Source organism: Aminobacter carboxidus, from assembly GCF_014863355.1.
Classification (GTDB): Bacteria; Pseudomonadota; Alphaproteobacteria; order Rhizobiales; family Rhizobiaceae; genus Aminobacter; species Aminobacter carboxidus.
The window spans coordinates 401,676-421,770 of sequence record NZ_JACZEP010000005.1 but is presented as its reverse complement, the minus strand read 5'-3'; the positions used below and the strand labels follow the sequence as shown (position 1 = coordinate 421,770).

Annotated in this window: 15 protein-coding genes; 12 read left to right on the top strand and 3 right to left on the bottom strand. The window is 59.4% G+C overall.

The window, feature by feature from the left end:
• Window positions 1-182: 182 nt before the first annotated feature.
• The gene (locus IHE39_RS18480; RefSeq protein ID WP_192567497.1) at window positions 183-1,385 is read right to left on the bottom strand and encodes a pyridoxal phosphate-dependent aminotransferase; all 1,203 of its coding nucleotides are present in this window, start codon (window positions 1,383-1,385) and stop codon (window positions 183-185) included.
• Between the two features lie 10 nt (window positions 1,386-1,395).
• Entirely contained in the window at window positions 1,396-3,123 is a 1,728-nt protein-coding gene (locus IHE39_RS18475) for a thiamine pyrophosphate-dependent enzyme (protein ID WP_192567496.1), read from the bottom strand.
• A gap of 190 nt (window positions 3,124-3,313) precedes the next feature.
• Between IHE39_RS18475 and IHE39_RS18470 the strand changes: the two genes are divergently transcribed.
• The 6 genes from IHE39_RS18470 (at window position 3,314) to IHE39_RS18445 (ending at window position 11,305) form a co-directional block, all read left to right on the top strand.
• Window positions 3,314-4,747 carry an NAD-dependent succinate-semialdehyde dehydrogenase gene (locus IHE39_RS18470; RefSeq protein ID WP_192567495.1) on the top strand — a complete coding sequence of 478 codons (1,434 nt, stop codon included), beginning with the start codon at window positions 3,314-3,316 and terminating at the stop codon, window positions 4,745-4,747.
• Window positions 4,748-5,025: 278 nt separating this feature from the next.
• Entirely contained in the window at window positions 5,026-6,594 is a 1,569-nt protein-coding gene (locus IHE39_RS18465; RefSeq protein WP_192567494.1) for an ABC transporter substrate-binding protein, read from the top strand.
• 142 nt (window positions 6,595-6,736) lie between these two features.
• Entirely contained in the window at window positions 6,737-7,690 is a 954-nt protein-coding gene (locus IHE39_RS18460) for an ABC transporter permease (RefSeq protein WP_246485539.1), read from the top strand.
• A 22-nt stretch (window positions 7,691-7,712) separates the two neighbouring features.
• Window positions 7,713-8,585, top strand: a complete 873-nt coding sequence (locus IHE39_RS18455; protein WP_192567492.1) for an ABC transporter permease — start codon at window positions 7,713-7,715, stop codon at window positions 8,583-8,585.
• Window positions 8,585-10,294: an ABC transporter ATP-binding protein gene (locus tag IHE39_RS18450; RefSeq protein ID WP_192567491.1), complete on the top strand. Its 1,710-nt coding sequence runs from the start codon at window positions 8,585-8,587 to the stop codon at window positions 10,292-10,294. Before IHE39_RS18455 ends, IHE39_RS18450 begins: the two co-directional genes overlap by 1 nt.
• A gap of 96 nt (window positions 10,295-10,390) precedes the next feature.
• Entirely contained in the window at window positions 10,391-11,305 is a 915-nt protein-coding gene (locus IHE39_RS18445; protein WP_192567490.1) for a LysR substrate-binding domain-containing protein, read from the top strand.
• 21 nt (window positions 11,306-11,326) lie between these two features.
• On the opposite strand, the gene IHE39_RS18440 is transcribed toward IHE39_RS18445, so the two are convergent.
• The gene (locus tag IHE39_RS18440; protein WP_192567489.1) at window positions 11,327-12,850 is read right to left on the bottom strand and encodes a 3-hydroxyacyl-CoA dehydrogenase; all 1,524 of its coding nucleotides are present in this window, start codon (window positions 12,848-12,850) and stop codon (window positions 11,327-11,329) included.
• 388 nt (window positions 12,851-13,238) lie between these two features.
• Between IHE39_RS18440 and IHE39_RS18435 the strand changes: the two genes are divergently transcribed.
• The 6 genes from IHE39_RS18435 to IHE39_RS18410 all read left to right on the top strand — a co-directional run bounded on the left by IHE39_RS18435 (window position 13,239) and on the right by IHE39_RS18410 (window position 20,094).
• Entirely contained in the window at window positions 13,239-14,417 is a 1,179-nt protein-coding gene (locus IHE39_RS18435; RefSeq protein ID WP_192567488.1) for an acyl-CoA dehydrogenase family protein, read from the top strand.
• Window positions 14,414-15,643 carry a CaiB/BaiF CoA transferase family protein gene (locus IHE39_RS18430; protein ID WP_192567487.1) on the top strand — a complete coding sequence of 410 codons (1,230 nt, stop codon included), beginning with the start codon at window positions 14,414-14,416 and terminating at the stop codon, window positions 15,641-15,643. The genes IHE39_RS18435 and IHE39_RS18430 overlap by 4 nt, the downstream gene beginning before the upstream one ends.
• Before the next feature lie 50 nt (window positions 15,644-15,693).
• Window positions 15,694-16,800 carry an acyl-CoA dehydrogenase family protein gene (locus tag IHE39_RS18425; protein WP_192567486.1) on the top strand — a complete coding sequence of 369 codons (1,107 nt, stop codon included), beginning with the start codon at window positions 15,694-15,696 and terminating at the stop codon, window positions 16,798-16,800.
• 87 nt (window positions 16,801-16,887) lie between these two features.
• Window positions 16,888-17,856, top strand: a complete 969-nt coding sequence (locus IHE39_RS18420; protein WP_192567485.1) for an NAD(P)H-dependent flavin oxidoreductase — start codon at window positions 16,888-16,890, stop codon at window positions 17,854-17,856.
• A 16-nt stretch (window positions 17,857-17,872) separates the two neighbouring features.
• Window positions 17,873-19,231 carry an MmgE/PrpD family protein gene (locus IHE39_RS31095; protein WP_192567484.1) on the top strand — a complete coding sequence of 453 codons (1,359 nt, stop codon included), beginning with the start codon at window positions 17,873-17,875 and terminating at the stop codon, window positions 19,229-19,231.
• A gap of 62 nt (window positions 19,232-19,293) precedes the next feature.
• Entirely contained in the window at window positions 19,294-20,094 is an 801-nt protein-coding gene (locus IHE39_RS18410; protein WP_192567483.1) for an enoyl-CoA hydratase-related protein, read from the top strand.
• Window position 20,095 lies beyond the last annotated feature (1 nt).

Genomic DNA, 20,095 nt, shown 5'->3' with positions numbered 1-20,095 from the left:
CCAGGGTAACCGTCCTGAGTGATTAGAGACATCGTCCTACCCGGCCTACGTTCAGCTGCTTGATCAGCGGCGATGCTGTCATGGTAGTTCGTTCATAATCCTGAACGCATCGTCTGTTTCTGCTCTCTTTCTTGTTCGGTCGATCTCGGATTACCCTATGCCTCATACCTCGCGGCTACCACTCAAGCCAACGAGCGTGTAGCGGCGACAATGCGCGCGCAGCCTTCCTTGATGACGTCTTCCGACGTGGCGAATGAAATTCGGAAGTAGGGGTCGCATAAAAAACCGGCCCCTGGAACAGTCACGACACCAAAGGCCTCCAGCAAGTATCTGCAGAAATCGGCCGAGCTTTCGATCGCGCCGCCTGACGGGGTTTTGCGGCCAAGCAGCCCAGCGCATTTTGGCATGATGTAGAATGCTCCTTCCGGCACCGCGCATTCAAGGCCCGGTGCATCGCGCAACAGGCTGAGTGCCAGGTCGCGCCGCTGCCGATAGATCGCAAGCCATTCGCTCAGATAGGCTTGTGGCCCGTTCAGCGCTTCGATCGCTGCAGCCTGGCTGACCGAGCATGGACCACCGTTCGATTGGGTGAAGACCTTGCGAATTGCCTTGACCCATTCGCTGGGGCCGCCTGCATAGCCAATTCGCCAGCCGGTCATCGCATAACATTTGGACACGCCGTTCACAGTCAGTGTGCGCTTGCCGACAGCGGGCGAGACAGCAGCGATCGTAGCGAAATGGTCTTTTTCAAACACGATGTGCTCATAGAGGTCGTCGCTCAGAACCCAAACATCGGGATAGTCGGCAAGCACGTCGCCCAAGGCCGCAAGCTCGTCAGCCGTGTAGACCGCGCCTGTCGGGTTGGAGGGTGAGCACAGCAGCAAAAGGCGCGTGTTTGGGTTCAATGTTCGAGCCAGTTGCTCCGGCGTCATCTTGAATCCGGTTTCAATGCCCGTCTCCATCAATCGCGCAGTAGCGCCGGCAAGCTCGATCATCCCGATATGCGATGTCCAGCACGGGGTTGAGATCACCACCTCGTCGCCTTGGCCGGCAACAGCTTGAATGGCAACCGCCAGCAGCGGCTTGGCACCTGAGGCCACAACGATCTGATCGTTGGAGAAATCAAGCCCGTTGTCGCGTCGGAATTTTGCAGCGATGGCTTGTTTCAGCAGCGCTGTGCCGTCAACGGCTGTGTAGCGGGTTTGCCCGCTTTCGATGGCGACCTTGGCGGCTTCGCGGATGTTTTGGGGTGTGTCGAAATCGGGTTCGCCGACCGAGAAATCAAAAAGCTCTCTTCCATCTTCTCGCAGGCGGTTGGCCATGTCGAAAACATCCGAAATCGCCGAAGGGCGTAGTCGGTCGAGGTCGGGGTTCAGTCGTGGCATCGGATGCTCCTCACGCCGGCTGGATGTCTGACAAGTCCATGTTCGGCCCAAAATTGTCCGGTCCGACAACAACATGGATCACTGCCAGTTTGCCGCTTGCCCAGGCCCGTTCGAAGGCAGGTGCAAAATCTTCGGTGCGGGTCACCGTCTCGCCATGTCCGTAGTAACCCTCGGCTAGTTTGGCGAAGTTCGGGCTTTCCAGTTCGGTGCCGGTATGGCGGCCGGGATGACGGCGTTGCTGGTGCATGCGGATGGTGCCGTACATTGCATTGTCGACGACGATGCAGATCGGGTTGACGCCATGTTGCGCGGCCGTCGCCAGTTCCTGTCCGTTCATCAGGAAATCGCCGTCGCCGCCGATGTTGACCACCGGCCGGGTGGGATCGACGATCTTGGCTGCGACCGCGGCCGGCACGCCAAAACCCATCGCACCAGATACCGGCGCCAGACCGCAACGGTACGAGCGATAGGAGTAGTAGATGTTCGGCCAGTCGCCGGCATTGCCCGCGCCCGTGGTCATCACGGTTTCTGCTGGCAGGCGCCGGTTGAGAAAGCGCATGACTTCGCCCATGTCGACCGGACCCCTTTGCGGCGGCAGATCCATCATCTGCAGATATTGCGCCCGCAATTCCTTCCGGGCAGCGCCCCAGGCCACAGGCCGTAGCGGCGCCATCTCCAGAAGTGCCTCGGCGAATGCATTCGGGTCGGCCTGAACCAGCATTTGTGCATTGTAGAGACGGCCGAGTTCCTCGGCGCCGGGGTGAACGTGGATCAGTGTGTTTTCGGGTTGGGGCGATTTGATCAGCTGAAATTTCAACGTGTCCCCATCGCCCAGCCTGCTGCCGATGGCTACGATGACATCAGCCGTGAGCGCATAGTCATTGGGCACCGGCGTACCGCCGAAACCAAGGTTGCCGACATAGTTGTCATGGTCGTTTGGAAACAGCCCGTGTCGGCGAAATCCAACACAAACCGGCAGATCGTGCTTCTCGGCTGCAGTGATCATGGCGCGATGGCCGGCTTCGCTCCAGCCATTGCCGCCGAGCAGGATCAGCGGGCGTTTGGCGTCGGCTAAAAAGTCGCGGATGCTGGCCATGTCGGTAGCCGAAGGCGCGACCGGGGTATATTTGGCCGCTGGCAGATCAGGCACATCGCTGGTTTCGCGAAGCATATCTTCGGGCAGCACCAGTACCACTGGGCCCGGACGGCCGGAGCGGGCTACACGATAGGCGCGGTTGACCAGTTCGGGGATGCGGTCGGCGCTATCGATCTCACAAATCCACTTCGCCATCTGGCCAAAGACACGGCGATAGTCCATTTCCTGGAAAGCTTCTTTGTCGCGATGCGCACGGGCGATCTGGCCAACAAGCAAGATCATTGGAGTAGAGCCCTGAAACGCCGTGTGGACGCCGATGGATGCGTTGGTGGCGCCTGGACCGCGTGTCACGAAGCAGACGCCTGTCTCGCCGGTCAAATCAGCATGGGCTATCGCCATGAACGCCGCGCCGCCCTCATGTCGGCAACTGACATAAGCCAGTTTGTCGGTCTGGTCGGTCATTGCATCAAGGGCAGCCAGATAACTTTCACCAGGTACGCCAAAAATCGTCGAGCAGCCGTTCTTGATGAGGGCATCCACCAAGATTTTTCCACCAGTTCTCGTCACGGTCCGTCTCCCGATTAGGCGCAGTCTGGGAGCATCGGTAGCCGCATCAACTTGGGCCGGACAATCGAATTGCATTCAGGCCCGATGAAAGAATCTTTGTTTTGGATCGGCACGTTCGGTTGCCGACAAACCAACGAATTCAGTTCGCCGGCCCCTTGGGGTTCGCCAATTTTCTGCACTGGGGCCCAATTCTATTCAATTGAACCTCTTGGAGTTGAGGCCGATCAGTCCACCCGACTGCAAATCTTGCGGAAGGTGACCGGTAATGACGTCGACAAAAGTGGAAATTCCATACCCCGACATACAGCTCTTCATTGGCGGGGCTTGGCGTCCGCGCAGTGGCATAGGGATAGAAATTATTGGCCCGGCAACTGGACTTGCCGTCGGACACTGTGCTGTTGCCGAACAAGCGGATCTAGACGACGCGTTGGCGGCGGCGCTGAGCGGCTTTCGGCTTTGGGCCGGTACTCCAGGGCATGATCGAGCCATGGTTTTGCGCCGCGCCGCCGATATTCTGGATGCGCGTGCTGTCACTATTGGCGGGCATATCCATCTTGAACAGGGCAAGCCGCTCGATGAAGCCGAGGCTGAAGTGCGTTTTGCCGCCGAAGTCCTGCGCTGGAACGCCGGCGAGGCGGAGCGCATCTACGGTCGGGTGATCCCCGCGCGCCGGCCCGGCGAGCGGCTGATGGTTCTGCCCGAGCCGATCGGCCCGGTGCTTGCTTTGACGCCGTGGAATTTTCCGATCTATCAGCCCGTTGCCAAGATCGCTCCAGCTCTTGCCGCGGGCTGTTCGGTCATCGTCAAGCCATCGGAAGAAACACCGGCTGGCGCGGCAGCCCTGGCCCGCGCGCTGCACGAGGCGGGGCTGCCCGCCGGCGCGCTCAACATGGTATTTGGCAACCCTGCAGAGATTTCAAGCTATCTGATTTCCTCGCCTGTCATCCGCAAGGTCTCGTTCACGGGTTCGGTTGCCGTTGGACGCATAATCGGGGCGCAGGCAGGGCAGGCGTTGAAAAAGGCAACCCTGGAACTTGGAGGCCATGCGCCTGTCATCATCTGCCCCGATGCCGACCTGGAGCGGGCAGCAATGCTCTGCGCAGAACACAAGTTCCGAAATGCGGGTCAGGTCTGTGTCTCTGCAAGTCGCTTCATCGTACATCGATCGGTGCTGGAAAGGTTCACCAGTGCCTTTGTCGTGGCGGCTAAAGCTCGAGCAATCGGCCCGTTGATCAATGCGAGACGGGTGGCGGCGGTTGCAGAGCTGGTCCGCAATGCGGTGCAGGCCGGTGCTAATTTGCGGGCCGGTGGGCAAGAGGGCACGGCACCTGGTTTCTTTTTCCCGCCGACAGTCCTGTCTGATGTGCCGCCAATGGCTCGGATCATGCGCGAAGAGCCGTTCGGCCCGGTTGCCGCGATCTGCGCTTATGACAGCTTGGACCAAGCGCTCGACATCGCAAACAGCTTGCCCTTTGGGCTGGCCGCTTACGGGTTCACCAACACCAGCGACGTGGCTGAACGCCTCGTGAGCGGGTTAGAAGCCGGAATGGTGCTGATCAACGACTTCGCAACGATGTATCCCGAAACGCCTTTCGGCGGCACCAAGGACAGCGGATTTGGTAGTGAAAATGGCAAGGAAGGCGTCGAGGCCTATCTTCGCCCGAAGTTTGCGGCACTGTCACGCGGTGCCGATTGCTAGGCCTGTCACCGTTGTTGGATAGCCGCGGTGCGGCTCGTTGCCTGCGCGCGCTTCAAATCGCAAGGCGCAAACGGCATGCCCGCAGTATGATGCCTACATAAGCAATTGAGAATGTTATGAAAAACGAAACCTGCAGTCGAAGCGGGCAGGTTCCACATTCAACAGGATTGAAAGTAATTCATTAGCTGGATGGGCACAACAAATGCCAGCTACGCACTGCCGGACGTGGAGGAGCGAACGGCAATCTGTGCAGGATACAAACACGGGAGGAAAACACTGTGAACAACGACGATCTTGTGAACGTTGCCTTGTCGCGACGCCAGTTTGGCAAGGGCCTGTTTGCCGCAACGTCCCTTATAGCCGGCTCGACTTTTGGCCTCATCGGCAAGGCCTATGCCTCCCAGCCCAAGACGGGCGGCCACTTGCGAGTTGCGAGCTACGCAAGCAGCGCCAACGACACCATGGACCCGGCCAAGGCCGTTTTCGCCAATGACTACTTCAGGTGCTTCACCTTTTACAATGCGTTGACCCGCCCCGATGTGAAGGTCCAGGCGCAGCCCGATCTTGCCGAGAGCTGGGAAGCTTTCGACGGCGCCAAGCGCTGGGTCTTCAAGATCCGCAAGGACGTGAAATTCCACAACGGCAAGGCTTTTACGGCCCATGACGTCGTCTATTCGATGAACCGACACAAGGTCCCAGAGACCGGATCGGCTGCCAAGGCGATTGCCGACACTTTCGCCTCCGTCACCGCCACGACTGACCATGAGGTTGAGTTCGTTTTGACCGATGGCAATGCTGATTTGCCGCTGGTCCTGGCAACGGCCCATTTCGTCATCGTCGCCGACGGAGCTACCGAATTCTCCGACGGCGGCAATGGCACCGGCCCTTACAAACTCAAGGAATTCCGCCCGGGCGTCAAAACCCTCGGCGAAAGAAACGCGAGCTACCACCGACCCGGCGCCTATGTCGATTCCATCGAAGTGTTTGGGATCAATGACGGCATCGCGCGCACCAACGCGCTGGTTTCGGGCCAGGCGGACATTATCTTGAAGGTTGAAAAGAACACGCTTGCCGTCATCGAAGGCAGCGGCACCGCAGAAGTGTTCCGCACGCCCTCTGCTGGCTTTCCGTGCGTGTCGATGCAAATGGACCAATCGCCGTTTGACAACAATGACCTGCGCTTGGCGATGAAGTACCTGATTGACCGCGAACGGCTTTTGAAGACGTCGTTCCACGGGTACGGCGTTATCGCAAACGACCATATCTTCCATCCCGACAGCGCTTACTACAATGCCGACATCCCGCAGCGCACGATGGATCTCGACAAGGCAAAGTTCCACCTCAACAAGGCAGGCATGGTTGGCCAGACCATCGACATGCATGTATCCGAGGCTTCGGTTGGCGGCATCGATATTGGTCTGACGATGCAGCAAGCCGCGGCGAAGGCTGGGCTGACCTTGAACCTGCGGCGCGAGCCGGCTGACGGCTTCTGGTCCAACATCTGGGCGAAGCGCGCCTTTTATGCGGCGGAGTGGAACCCGCGACCCGTCTACGACATGATCCTTTCACTGGCCTTCATGCCGGGGGCAGCCTGGAACGAGACGCACATCAAAGACGAGAAGTTGGCGGGTCTTATCGCCGAGGCGAGGGGCGAGACCGATCAGAAGCGTCGCAAGGAGCTTTACGGCGCTGTCCAGCTGATCAGCAATGAATCCGCCGGCTATGGCATCCCGCTGTTCTTCGATTTTGTCGATGCGACGACCACCAAGGTCAAAGGCATAGATGCAATCCCGCTCGGCTATCTTGGTGGGCTTTACTTTGCCGAGAGCGTCTGGCTCGATCAGTGATCAAAGTGGGGCTGCGGGACTTGCCCGCAGCTCTTGTCGATCCATTCCAATAATTGCTTGCGCAATTGAACACGTCTCGCGCTCTCCGGGTTGAACCGGAGACGTTTGAGGTGGTTGTTTCTGAACGATGAAAGGGCAGGCCTTGTTTGCCACGCTCATACTTAAACGAGCCGGCGCCGGGATCTTTACGCTTTGGTTCGTCTCCATTTTGGTGTTTGCCGCTTCGGCCATCTTGCCTGGCGACGTGGCCGAAGCCGTGCTTGGTCAGTCCGCCACGCCTGAAACCATTGCGGCATTGCGCGAAAAGCTCGGCCTGACCCGTCCGTTATGGGAACAATATGGCGATTGGCTGTTTGGCTTCGTCTCGGGCGACCTCGGCCAGTCCCTGGCCAGCGGCGCCGATGTCACGCAGCTGATCATGGACCGATTGTCCAACACGCTGCTGCTGGGCGGCCTGACAGCGGCGATAGCAGTGCCCTTCGCGCTTTTGATCGGGCTGGTCGCGGCAACCTTTCCAGGCAGTGCCGGCGACCGGGCTGTCACGATAGGCTCGCTGGTGCTGGTCTCGGTGCCGGAATATCTGATGGCGACGATACTAGTGATGATCTTTGCCATCAAGCTGGGCTGGTTTCCGGCTGTTTCATACACCACCGAGTTCACGTCGTTTGGTCATCTGTTTTCGGTCATGGTGCTGCCAATACTGGCGCTTTCGGCCTCGATTACCGCGCAGATGGCCAGGATGACGCGGGCTACCGTGCTGAACATCTTGGGCAGCACCTTCATTGAAATGGCCCTGCTGAAAGGCGTTTCGCGCTGGCGGATCATCTTCACCCATGCGTTGCCCAATGCGATCGGCCCCATCGCCAATGTCGTGGCACTTAACCTGGCCTATCTGCTGAGCGGCGTTGTGATCGTTGAGACGATCTTTGCTTATCCCGGCCTTGCCAAGCTGCTGGTCGACGCTGTGGCCAGCCGTGATTTCCCGGTCGTGCAATCCTGCGCGCTGATCTTTTGTGCCTCATACACAGTGCTGATGCTGGTCGCCGATGTGCTGGCAATTCTCGCCAATCCGCGGCTGCGTCGCGGCGGCCATTAAGCACCGACAGGAGAACCACAACATGCAAACATCGATTTCTTCCGAGCCAGCCATCGTAGCAGTGCCAGCAAAGGCTGCACGTCTTGGCGCTGCGGGTTACGTCGGAGTGGCAATCTTGGTGTTCTGGCTGCTTATCGCTATCGCGGGCCGGTTAGTTGCACCTTACGACCCAACCGAGTTCGTCTCCGATGAGGGTTTTCTTGCGCCGTCGCTGCAGTTTCTACTTGGGACGGATTACCTCGGCCGCGATCTTTTCTCACGGCTTTTGGTCGGCACTCAACTGACGCTGGTCATGGCGCTGATCGCGACGATGATCGCTTCGAGCGTCGGCACGTTCTTAGGGGTGTTTGCGGCCGTGGCCGGAGGATGGGTCGATATGGCGTTGAGCCGGGTCAACGATGCGTTTTTGTCCTTTCCCACAACCATACTGGGACTTGTGATCATCGCTGCGCTTGGCTCGCATATCCCCGTATTGGTCATCACCACCGGGCTGATCTACTCGACCAGCGTCTTTCGTGTCTCGCGAGCACTGGCCATGGACCAGGCGCAACTGGACTATGTCGTGGTGGCAAAAGCGCGAGGCGAGGGACGCTGGTGGATCATCGCCCATGAAGTGCTTCCTAATATTTTTGCGCCGTTGCTCGTCGATTTCGGCATGCGCCTGACCTTTGCGATCCTGTTTCTCAGTGCACTCAGCTTCCTTGGACTAGGCGTCCAGCCACCGCTTGCCGATTGGGGCACTTTGGTGCGCGAAAACATGACCGGGCTGACATCGGGTGTTTTCACGCCGATTTTTCCTGCCATGGCGATCGCCAGTTTTGCCATCGGCCTGAACCTGATCGTTGACGATCTGGCGACGCGCTCCGGCCAGCACATTGTGGGCAAGCTGATCTGATGAAAAACCACCTGAGCTTCAAAAACCTGACCATATGCCGGGACGATACGGGCGCTGCGATCGTCAAGGACATCTCGTTTGACGTGGCGCCAGGCAAGGTCGTGGCACTGATCGGGGAGTCGGGGTCAGGCAAGACCACAGTGTCGCTGACCGCCTTGGGCTATGTCCGCAGCGGTTTGCGCGTGACTGGCGGCACGGTGACATTCGGCGACACCGATATCCTGGCCTTGAGCGGCCATGCCTTGCGCGACTTCAGGGGGCGACGCATCGCCTATGTCGCGCAAAGTGCGGCCGCAGCGTTCAATCCTGGATTGACGATCGGCTTTCAGGTCGCCGAAACGGCAAGCATCCACGCACTTGGCACAGCGGCCGAGCGTCAGGCCCATGTCTTCAAGTTGTATGAAGAGCTTCAGCTACCCGCCGCTGCCACTATCGGAGACAGATATCCCCATGAGGTCTCCGGCGGCCAGTTGCAGCGGCTGATGGCGGCTATGGCGATGTCGGCTGGGCCTGAGTGCATCGTTTTTGACGAACCGACAACCGCGCTTGACGTCACAACCCAGGTCGATGTGCTCAAGACGTTCAAGGACCTGATCCAGGGCCACGGCATCGGCGCGGTTTATGTTTCGCATGATCTCGCTGTGGTTGCCCAGATCGCCGATGAAATCGTCGTGCTACAGGCTGGCGAGATTGTCGAGCATGGCACGGTCGAGCAGGTGATCAACAAGCCTCAGCATCACTACACAAAGCTGCTGATCGCAGCCAGCGATCCTGAAATCGCCAGCAAGACGGCAAAACTGCCCAAGCGACCAGCTACTGTGCTGATTTCTGACAGCAGTAAACATGCCGAGATGATGCCCACTGAAGGCGATCCTGTGTTGCGCATCCGCGATCTTTGCGTCGGTTACGGCGCCACCAACAGGCAGGGCGAGCCGAGCGTCAAAGTGCTGAAAGACATCAATCTGGACATCAAGGCGCGATCAATCCACGCCGTCATCGGTGAGTCCGGATCGGGCAAGTCGACGCTCGCGCGCGCCATATGTGGGCTGACGCGCTTTTACCAGGGGCAGGTCCTTCTTGATGGCGCAAGCCTCTCACCCGACTTGAAAAGCCGCACTCGGGCAGAGCTTGGTCGGGTGCAGATGGTGATGCAGATGGCCGATGTCGCCCTCAATCCCGCTCATACGATCGACAAGATCCTGCGCCGACCGATTCAATACATCACCGGCGAAACAGGCAGTGCTGTTGACGATCGGATCGCTGATCTGCTGCACAAGGTGAAGCTTCCAGCCGATGTGGCAAGGCGTTTGCCGCGCGAATTGTCGGGCGGGCAAAAGCAGCGCATAAATCTGGCGCGCGCCCTTGCCGGTCAACCGCGGGTCGTGCTGTGTGATGAAGTGACGTCGGCACTGGATACGGTGGTGCGCAATGCCATCATCGATCTGATCTGGAGCTTGCGGGAAGATCTAGGCCTGACTTTCGTGATGATCAGCCATGACATTTCAACCGTAGCCGCCCTCTGCGACGAGGTTGCGGTGATGCACCGCGGCCACGTCGTCGAACAAGGTGGAACCGAAAGCACGCTGCGCGCACCTCGCCATGCCTATACGCGCAAGCTGATGCGCTCGGTTCCGCATCTGCGTGTCGGTTGGCTGGAGCAGGCTATTGATCACAGGCACACAGACACCCAATTGGTTTTGGAGGGGTGAGGACCACAGGCGGCGCCCAGGCTGGATCGTCCATTGCGAGCGGTGTTGATGTAAGAGTGCTGATTGAAGCGTGTCTGTCGCTGGCAAGGAATGATCATGGCAAGAAAACTCCCGCCCTTTGCGGCCCTTCGTGCCTTTGAGGCACTGGCGCGCCGCAGGACGTTGCAGGACGCGGCGGACGAGTTGTTGATCTCGAGCTCCGCCGTCAGCCATCAGGTCAAGTCGCTTGAAACTTTCCTGTCTGCAAAGCTTGTCACACGCACCGCCAGCGGCCTGATCCTGACGCCGATCGGGCGCAAATTCGTCGACGGACTTGGCGATGCGCTTGATCGCATCGAAGCCGCAACGCTTGCTGTCTTGAGCACCCGCCAGCACGGTGTGTTGAAGATCCATCTGTTTCAATCTCTGGCGCAGTCCTGGCTGATTCCGCAACTTGCGGATTTCATGTCCACCAACCCCGACATTTCCATCCGCACCCACACCATGCAGGACGATGTCGATCTGTCGGGAACGGACATCGATCTGGCGATCGCGTTTTTCGACGGCAAACCTGACAATCCCAATGCCACCGAAAAACTGATCGACGAGAAGATATTTCCCGTTTGTTCGCCGAAGTTCATCGAAACCCATGGGGCAATCACATCTCCCACCGATATCTTGCGCCACAAACTGATCGCCTGTTCTTACACACCCGATGAATGGCGTATCTGGCTTGAGGCGGTCGGGGTCGATGCCTCCAATATCGGCCCGCCGCAGCTGATGTTCGACAAACGGTCTCATGTACTGCAGGCAGCCGATGAGGGTCTGGGCATTGCGATGGAGCGGACGCCGTTTTCGTCGGTGATGATAAAGCGCGGCCAACTCATCCCCGCAGTCGATATCCGGATCGCCACAGGCGCGGGGTATTATCTGGTGGCGCCGCCGCGCTCGCTTGTGCTCACCCATGTGAAGCAGTTTCGCGCCTGGTTGAGAACCATCTGCGCCGACGAAGGGGCGGTGTCCCCGAAATAGGACTGGTGCATCTCGGCGAGCTCAGAGCCGATCGGGATGTTCAATGGAGAGGCCCAGCAACGCACGACGGCGTAGCCATTGGGACGGCCGATAGCGACCGTCCTGGTAGTGCTCCGAAAGATTCGTCAGGATCTGCAGTATCCTGTTTGGGCCGATCACATCGCCGAGCGCCAGGGCGCCATGCGGATAGCCAAGCCCAAGCATTGTGCCGTCATTGATGTGTTGCGGCGTTGCGATCCTTTGACCGGCGATTTCACTGGCGGTGTTGACGATCATTGCCAGCATGCGCTGGGCGATGAAGCCGGGGCTATCGTGGATCATGGTGACCTTGCGTCCAAGCGCTGCAAACAGGGCGCAAGCCGCAATCTGTATTTCTGATGTGGTGGCCGGCGAATGCATCAGCGTGATCCGTCGGGCATCGGGAAACAACATGTCCACCGCGATTGTCCGACGCGGATCCAGTCCCTGGTCGACAGCACTTTGCGTGGCGTCGTGTCCAAAGGGGGTGACGAGGATCAAGGCGTGGCTGGTGGGCGAGGTCCCGTGCTCCAGCTCGATATCGGCTATGGAGCCAAGTATCGCGCAAAGCCTGTCGCGGCTATCTGGGTCCACTGGTGAGACCCAGACGGGACAGGGCAACTTTGCCCAATCGAGCGCTGCCGGCTCTGGCTGACGCTGTGCCGTGTCGCCGTCATAGGCGTAAAAGCCACCACCTGTCTTGCGACCGAGCACACCGCCGGCAACCCGCAGCGCAGCTATTGGCGCTGGACGGTAGCGTGGGTCTTCGTAATAGCGGTGATAGATCGATTCCATCACGCCGTGTGAAACATCCAGCCCCGTGAGGTCGAACAGTTCGAACGGCCCCATGCGAAATCCGGCCGCCTGCGTCATCACCATGTCGATGTCCTGGTGGCCACATATCCCTTCCGACAGGATGCGTAGGCCCTCTGTGCTGAAGGCACGACCCGCATGGTTGACAAGAAAGCCGGGCGTGTCGGCTGTGCGCACAGGTCGATGACCCATCTGCACGGCCCAGCCGCAGAGCAGGTCCAGCACATGCGGTGCTGTCTTCAAACCGCCGATGACCTCGACAAGCTTCATGACAGGAACCGGGTTGAAGAAGTGAAAACCTGCAACGCGCTCAGGTGTTGAAACAGCACTGGCTATGGCTGTGACCGACAATGAAGAGGTGTTGGTGGCCAGAACGCAATCTCTGGAAACCTGGGCCTCCAGCCTCGCCATGATGTCATGTTTGACCGACAGCTCTTCAACTGCTGCCTCTATGACCAGGTCGCAATCTGAAAAGGTGGCAAAGGACGATGCCGCTTTCAGTGAATTCAGTGCGTTTTGGGCCTGTTTTGCCGACAGGCGGCCTTTCTCCATCCGTCGGTGCACCATGTCGCCGACAAAGGATATGGCATTGCCCACATTTTCAGGGTCGATATCAAAAATTCGAACCTTGTTCCCGGCTTCCGCTGCGATCTGCGCGATCCCGCGCCCCATGGCGCCGGCGCCAACTATGCCAACGGTAAAACGTCTATCCATGCTTGATCCACCGGGTTGGCCGTATCGACGTGGCAGTCCGAGATGTTGCCGCGCAATAGATGCGCAGATTTAACGCTATCTGAAGTCGAGAGATTGCTTTCGCATAGATCGCAACAACGAAGTTGTTCACGTGTCGTCGCGATTATGACAAGTTCTTCGCCGTTGACGAAAGCTTACAATTCATGGATGCCAGATAAGTTATTCTCCGATTGTTGTATCGCGCGAGCCGGCGCCGCGTCATGTCGATTCTATTCAAAGGCATTGCGTTTTTTTCAATTACGAAACCGGATCGCCAAGCGTAAGCCTCTTGCGAGTTGGCGGGGCGCAACACGACCCTGATCGACAAAAACGCGGCACAAGTCCGCACAGACAGGAGCTCGGGAGGCGAATGCGCATCATCCCAACGGAAGCCGAAGCCGCCGACCTGCGTGGTCAGGCCTTGGACTTTTGTTACAAGACAATCCCCTCGACGGTGCGTGGACTTGAACGCCAGGGCACAATGAGCGACGGCGACTCGGGGGCGTTTTTCCAAGCACTTGGCATGGCCGGCTGGATTGGCCGCCATTGGCCCGTTGAATATGGCGGGCGCAGCGCAACCCATGTTGAGACAGCGATTGTCGATGAGGCTTTGGGCTACGCGCGCGCTCCGCTTTCAGCCTACCTGCTTTCGGTGAAGGTCTTTGGCAACTCGTTGATGCTGTTCGGCACCGCCGCGCAAAAGAGCAAATATCTGCCCATGATCGCTGCCGGCGATGCGATGTTCTGCCAGGGATTTTCCGAACCCATGGCGGGATCCGATTTTGGATCGTTGCGCACGACGGCCGTTAAGTCGGGTGATGAATACATCGTCAATGGCCACAAGATCTGGACCTCCTCGGCGGAGGTCGCAACCCACATGTACCTGGCGGCGCGCACTGATCCACAAGCGGTCAAGCATCGTGGGATCAGCCTGTTTGCGCTGGACATGAAGACGCCGGGGATCACCGTCAACAGCTTCCCAACACTGGGCGGCGGGGTGCTGAACGAGGTGTTCTTCGAAAATGCCCGCATTCCGGCGGAAAACCTGCTGGGTGACGAAAACCGCGGCTTCCATCAGGCAATGCGCAGCCTCGATCTGGAACGCTCCTGCATGGACCGAGTCGGTGCGGCGCGGTTGTCGCTCGACCGGTTGGTCGAATATGTCGGTCAAGATGGCAGCGACGGGGCAGGTGGACGTCTTGGAGACGTGAAGGCGGTGCAAGAAAAGATCGGCGAATTGCGCACCAAGCTTCAGGTCGCCCGCAGCTTTGGCTATCTGATCGCGCGCAATCTCGACGCAGGCAAAGGCGTCAGCGCCGAGTTCTCGTTCGGCAAGCTTTACGTCGGTTTGCTGACCCAGGCGATCGCTGATGCGACGGTCGATATCGTCGGCACCCTGGCACAATTCGAACACGGCTCAGCGCATGCGATTTTCGATGGCCTGTTTCCTGCGGTTTATCGTGCCTCTCCAGCGCTGACGCTGGCTGGCGGATCGAGCGAAATCCAGCGCGGCGTGATCGCGGTGCGTGGCTTGGGGTTGCCCAGATGACCAGTCTTTCCGGGCCGCTGGATGGCATCCGCGTCGTCGATTTCTCAGGCTATATCGCAGGTCCATTCTGCACCCAGCTGCTTGGGGATATGGGTGCCGATGTCATCAAGGTAGAACCGCCGACCGGCGAGCAATGGCGGGTGCAGGATCCGTTCGCTGCCGGCTTCAGCAAGAGTTTTGTCGCGCTGAACCGCAACAAGCGCTCCATCGTCCTGGATCTCAAGACCGATGCGGGGCGTGAGACCGCAAAGGAGTTGGTCGCGTCGGCCGATATCATGGTCCATAACTATCGCCCCGGTGTCGCCGAACGTCTGGGCATCGGTTATGGCGCGATGCACGCGCTCAATCCAAAGCTGATCTATGCGGTGAATTCTGCTTACGGGCCGAATGGCCCGCGCGCGCTTCAGGCCGGATACGATCTTGTGATCCAGGCTGTTTCCGGGTTGATCGCTTCCAATCCGCGCCCTGACGGCAAGGCACCACGTCGTTACGCCGGCATAGCGCTGATCGATTTTACAGCCGGCCAGATGCTGGCCTTTGGAGTGATGACAGCACTGGTGCAACGCCTTCGCAGCGGCGTTGGCCAACGTGTCGAAAGCACGTTGATCGAGGCGGCACTGAGCCTTCAGCGGCAAAAGCTCGTCTCGGTCGAGGCGGTGGATGGTACCCATCAGCAAAAGGCGACCGGAACGGTGCTTGATCGTGTGCATGCCTGGGCCGTTCAGATGAACGACCTCGTTGAGCGTGAGCTCTATTATCGTACTTACGAGACCAGTGATGGTTATGTCACGGTGGGCTGCCTGAACGTTCCCCAGCGACAGCATTTCATGGCCATTGTCGGCCTGGATGACCCGTGGTTTGAAAATCCCGACGCCCCACCGCAATCACCAGAAGAAGACAGAAGTCGCCGCGCGTTGACGCTCTACGCCGAAGCCGCGTTCACCGAAAAAACGACAGCAGCCTGGGTCGAGACCTTTGAGGCATGCGGTGTTCCTTGCGCGCCTGTGCAGATGTCGGACGACCTGATGTTTGACGAACAAGTCGAGGCCGGAGATTATTTCATCGACTTCGAGATGCCACAGTTCGGGCGTGTCCGGACAATGGGCTGCGGCCTGTCTTTCAATGGCCGGCCAAACGGCCACCGTCCTCCGCCTGCATTGGGTCAGCACACCCAGGAAATCCTAGACGAGTTACGTGCCTATCAAACGTCGGCGAAACACGCCTGACGGACTTTGAAGGCGTTATCTTCAAATATGGGAATGCCAGCATGAATGCCGTGTCGCACGTAAGTGACAAGATCAGCGAAGCCGATCTGGAGATGATCCGCGAGGTGGCCCAGGCCTTCGTGGCGAAGGAATTGACGGCAAAGATTGCCCGGCAGGCCGAGGCTGGAAACTGGGCTGCTGCCAGTGCGCTTTGGCGTGAGGTTGCCGATTTGGGCTGGGTTGGTCTGATGGCTCCAGATGCCTTTGGGGCCGAAGGTCTGCCTGCGGTCACCTTGATCGCGCAAGAGCTTGGCACCGCAGCGTTTCCGATGCCCTATGCGGAAACAGCGGCCTTCGTGGTGCCGATGCTGGCGCGCTACAATGACGGATCGTTGGATGGGCTTATCGATGCGGTCAAGATGGGCCGCCAACTCGTCGCGCTAGCTATGCCGGCGAGTGGATTTCCCACGACGGCGGCAAGCTGTGCGCGGCCGTTGCTTGAGGACAATGCTGGCGGCACGCCTTGGGTCGCCGAACATCTTGAGCGAGCGGATGCCGTTTTGATCCCGCTAGAGGCGAAAGATGGCCTTGCTTTGGCATTGGTGCACAGGCCAGCTACCGGCTGGGGCGGCAATAACAATCCAGATATTGCCAACAACGCCTTTGTCACACTGGATTGGGCCGCCGTCGCGCAGGGCGAAACGAGACTGCTTGGCCAGGGCAATCTTGGCTGGGTCGATCTGGAGGCAGCCCTTGATGTGCTGCGTACGGTGATTGCGGCACAGGTGGTTGGTCTATCTCGTGCAGCACTTGAGCTGGCGGTGAGTTATGCCAAGGAACGCGAAGCCTTCGGCACGATGATCGGTTCGTTTCAGGCGGTGCAGCAACGTCTTGCCGAAGCCTATATGGAAAACACAGCCGCCCGGCTGCTGGTGGCGGATGCTGCGCTCGCCCCTACGGCGGCCGCGGTCGCCATGGCCTCGATCCAGGCCTGCGAAGCCGGGCGCAAATGCACCTTCACCGCTCAGCAAATCTGGGCCGGCATGGGCTACACGCTGGAGGTGGACGTTCAGCTGTTCTTCCGCCGCGCCCGCGCGCGCCAGCTTCTGCTCGGATCGCCCTGGCACCAACGCGAGAAGGTCTGGGACGAGGCAGCCCAGCAAGGGTGGGCCGCCTGAGCCCATGCCAGCCATCACACGTGTCTAGAATTTCGACTTCGGTTCGCTCATCGGCGATCGCTGGGGGCGCATCTTGGAGGCCGGGCAATGTTCCAAACCAAACTTACCGAAGTGCTGGGGATTCAGCATCCGATCGTGTGCGGTGGCATGTTTCGCGTCGGACGCGCGCCGCTTGCCGCTGCCGTCTCAAATGCCGGGGGACTGGGCATCATCACGTCTGCGACTTTTCCTGATCTGGAAACATTTTCTGCGGAAGTCAGGATGCTGCGCCGGCTCACCGACCGGCCGTTTGGCGTCAACATCAACCTGTTTCCTACCGCGCGCCAATATTCGCCCGCCGATTTCCTCGAGGTCTGCATCAACGAGTGCGTCCCAGTGCTCGAAACGTCTGGCCACAGTCCTGAACCCTATATGGAGCGGATCAAGACCGCCGGATTGAAGATCATCCACAAGGTTCCCGCCGCCCGCTATGCGCGCAAGGCGCAAAGCATCGGTTGCGATGCCGTTGCCATTGTCGGCAATGAAACTGGCGGCCATCCCGGCATGAGCGATGTGAGCACACTCGTCATGTTGCGCCAGGTCGCGGGAACCCTCGATATTCCGATCATCGCGGGCGGTGGATTTGGTGATGGCGCTGGACTTCTGGCAGCGCTCGGCCTTGGTGCCGACGGCATCGTGATGGGGACGCGCTTTGTGGCGACACGTGAATGCGCAACGCATCAGGCGGTGAAAGACTGGATGGTCGACGCAACGGCGGAAGACACCGTCATCATCCAGAAATCCATCGGCTCGCCGATGCGCGTGGCTAAAAATGCATTGGCCAATCGTGTCGTGCAGATGGAAACCGAAGGCGCAAGTCTGGAGGAACTGTTGCCGCTGATTTCGGGCAACAGGAACCCCGCGGTCTATTCCGAAGGCAAGCTCGATGATGCCGTCTGGTCCTGTGGCCAGGTTGTCGGGCTGATCAAGGACGTACCCAGTTGCGCCGAGCTCATCGACCGCATCATTGCCGAGGCCGTGGCGACCTTGGCTTGCCTGAACATCAAACGGATCTGAACGGGGAGTTGTCGGTGTGAAAGAATCTTTCTCCAGCTTTGTCCACGGTCTGGCCCATGCCGACATTCCCGAACCGGTTTTGGCGGTCCTGCGGCGAAGCATCGTTGACACGATGGGCGTGGCCTGCATCGGTCGGACCACTGAAATGTCGGTGCGGACAGCAACGCTTGCCAGCCGGTTCTGGGCGGCTGGGGTGGGCACGCCAGGCGCAAGAATGATGTTTGATGGTTCGGTGGTCAGCCCGGCAGGGGCTGCCATGCACGGTGCCTATACGCTGGATTCCATCGATGCGCATGATGGTTATTCGGCCGTCAAGGGGCATGCCGGTTCGGGAATTTTTCCTGCGGTGATGGCCACCGCCGACTATCTGCGCGCCGCGGGGCGTCCGATCGACGGAAAGACCTTCATCACGGCTTTGGTGACGGGATATGAGGTCGGCTACCGTTCGGGCCTGTGCATGCATGCGACGGTTGCGGACTATCACACCTCAGGCGCATGGACCGCCGTGGGTGCGTCTGCAGCAGTTGCCAAACTGATTGGGCTTGACGCCGAAGGCATCCGCCAGGCCGCCGGTATCGCCGAATATCAGGGCCCGCGCAGCCAGATGATGCGCTGCATCGACTATCCCACGAACCTTCGCGATGGCGTCGGCTGGGGCGCGCCCACTGGTGTCATGTCGGCGCTGATGGCGGAAACCGGCTTTACTGGCGCACCGGCGATCACCGCCGAGGGCGACGCCGCCGAACCGTTCTGGGCCGACCTCGGTACAGTATGGGAGATCATGAACACCCACTACAAACCCTATCCGGTTTGCCGCTGGGCGCACTCCTCGATCGATTCCGCCCATGACCTCATGGTCACCCACAGGCTCAAGGCGAGAGAAGTCGCCAAGGTGCAAATCCGTACCTTCCACTATGCAACTCGGCTCGCCGGACACGCGCCGAAAACGCTGGACGAGTTTTGTTATTCGATAGCCTTCCCGGTTGCGGTGATGATCGTGCGTGGCCAGATCGGCGTTCCCGAACTGCATTCATCGGTGTTGAGCGACCCCGAAATCACCGATCTTGCCCTGCGGGTCGAACTGATTGACGACGACCATTTCACCAGGATCAGCACGCGCCAGCGGTGGGCACAAGTTACGATCACGACCAAGGATGGCACACAATATCGCGCCGAGCCCCGCACGCCGCGCGGCGATCCTGAACTGCCGATGTCGGACCAGGAAATCTCCGACAAGTTCCACCTCTTTGCCGACCCGTTGTTGGGGATGCATCGGGCAACGGAGATCGAACGGCTTAGCGCGGTTATCGACACCCAGCCTGGCGCGTTCGAGGAATGGTTCGAACTGGTCCATGCCCCGCTCAGCCCACAATGAGCCGGGCAGGTGGCACGCATGCAGCCTGCCACGGGCACTGATCAGCTAGTAGCGGAGGTAGCATGAGCGTCGCCGAATCCGAGCCGCAAGCCCCGCCTGTCCTTCTGGTCGAGCGGCTCTCGGCCGCCATCGCCATCTTCCGTATCAACCGGCCGGAGGCCAGGAACGCCCTCAATCAGGCGGTTCGCCACGCGCTGGCAACAGCGTTCCGCAAGGCCGCGGCTGAAAGCGATTTGCGCTGCATCATCCTGGCTGGAAACGAAAGCAGTTTCGCAGCCGGAGCTGATATCCGCGAGATGGTTGATACGAGCGCTGTCGATCTTCATCTACGCCACAATGAGCGGCTTTGGGGCGCCATCGCCGACTGTCCGGTGCCAGTGATTGCCGCCGTCAACGGGTTTGCCCTTGGCGGTGGAATGGAATTGGCAATGCACGCCGATATCATCATCGCTGGCCGTTCCGCGAAATTTGGCCAACCTGAGGTTCGTTTGGGCATCATGCCTGGCGCCGGCGGTACGCAGCGTCTGGCGCGGGTGGTCGGGAAGTTTGTTGCGATGCGCCTTTGTCTGACCGGCGCGATCATTTCGGCGCAAGAGGCGCAGGCCATCGGCCTTGTTAGCTTGCTGGTTGACGATGACGCGGTGATGCCTGTTGCGATGGAGACCGCACAGGAACTGGCAAGGCTTGCGCCGATCGCTGTGGCGCAAATCAAGGAGATCATCTTGCAGGGCGCCGACATGCCGCTTGGGGCCGCTCTCACCTTGGAGCGTAAGGGTTTGCAGGTCCTGTTTGCCACCAAAGACAAGCACGAAGGCATGAGCGCCTTTTTGGAGAAACGCCAACCGACCTTCCTCGGAGCCTGAG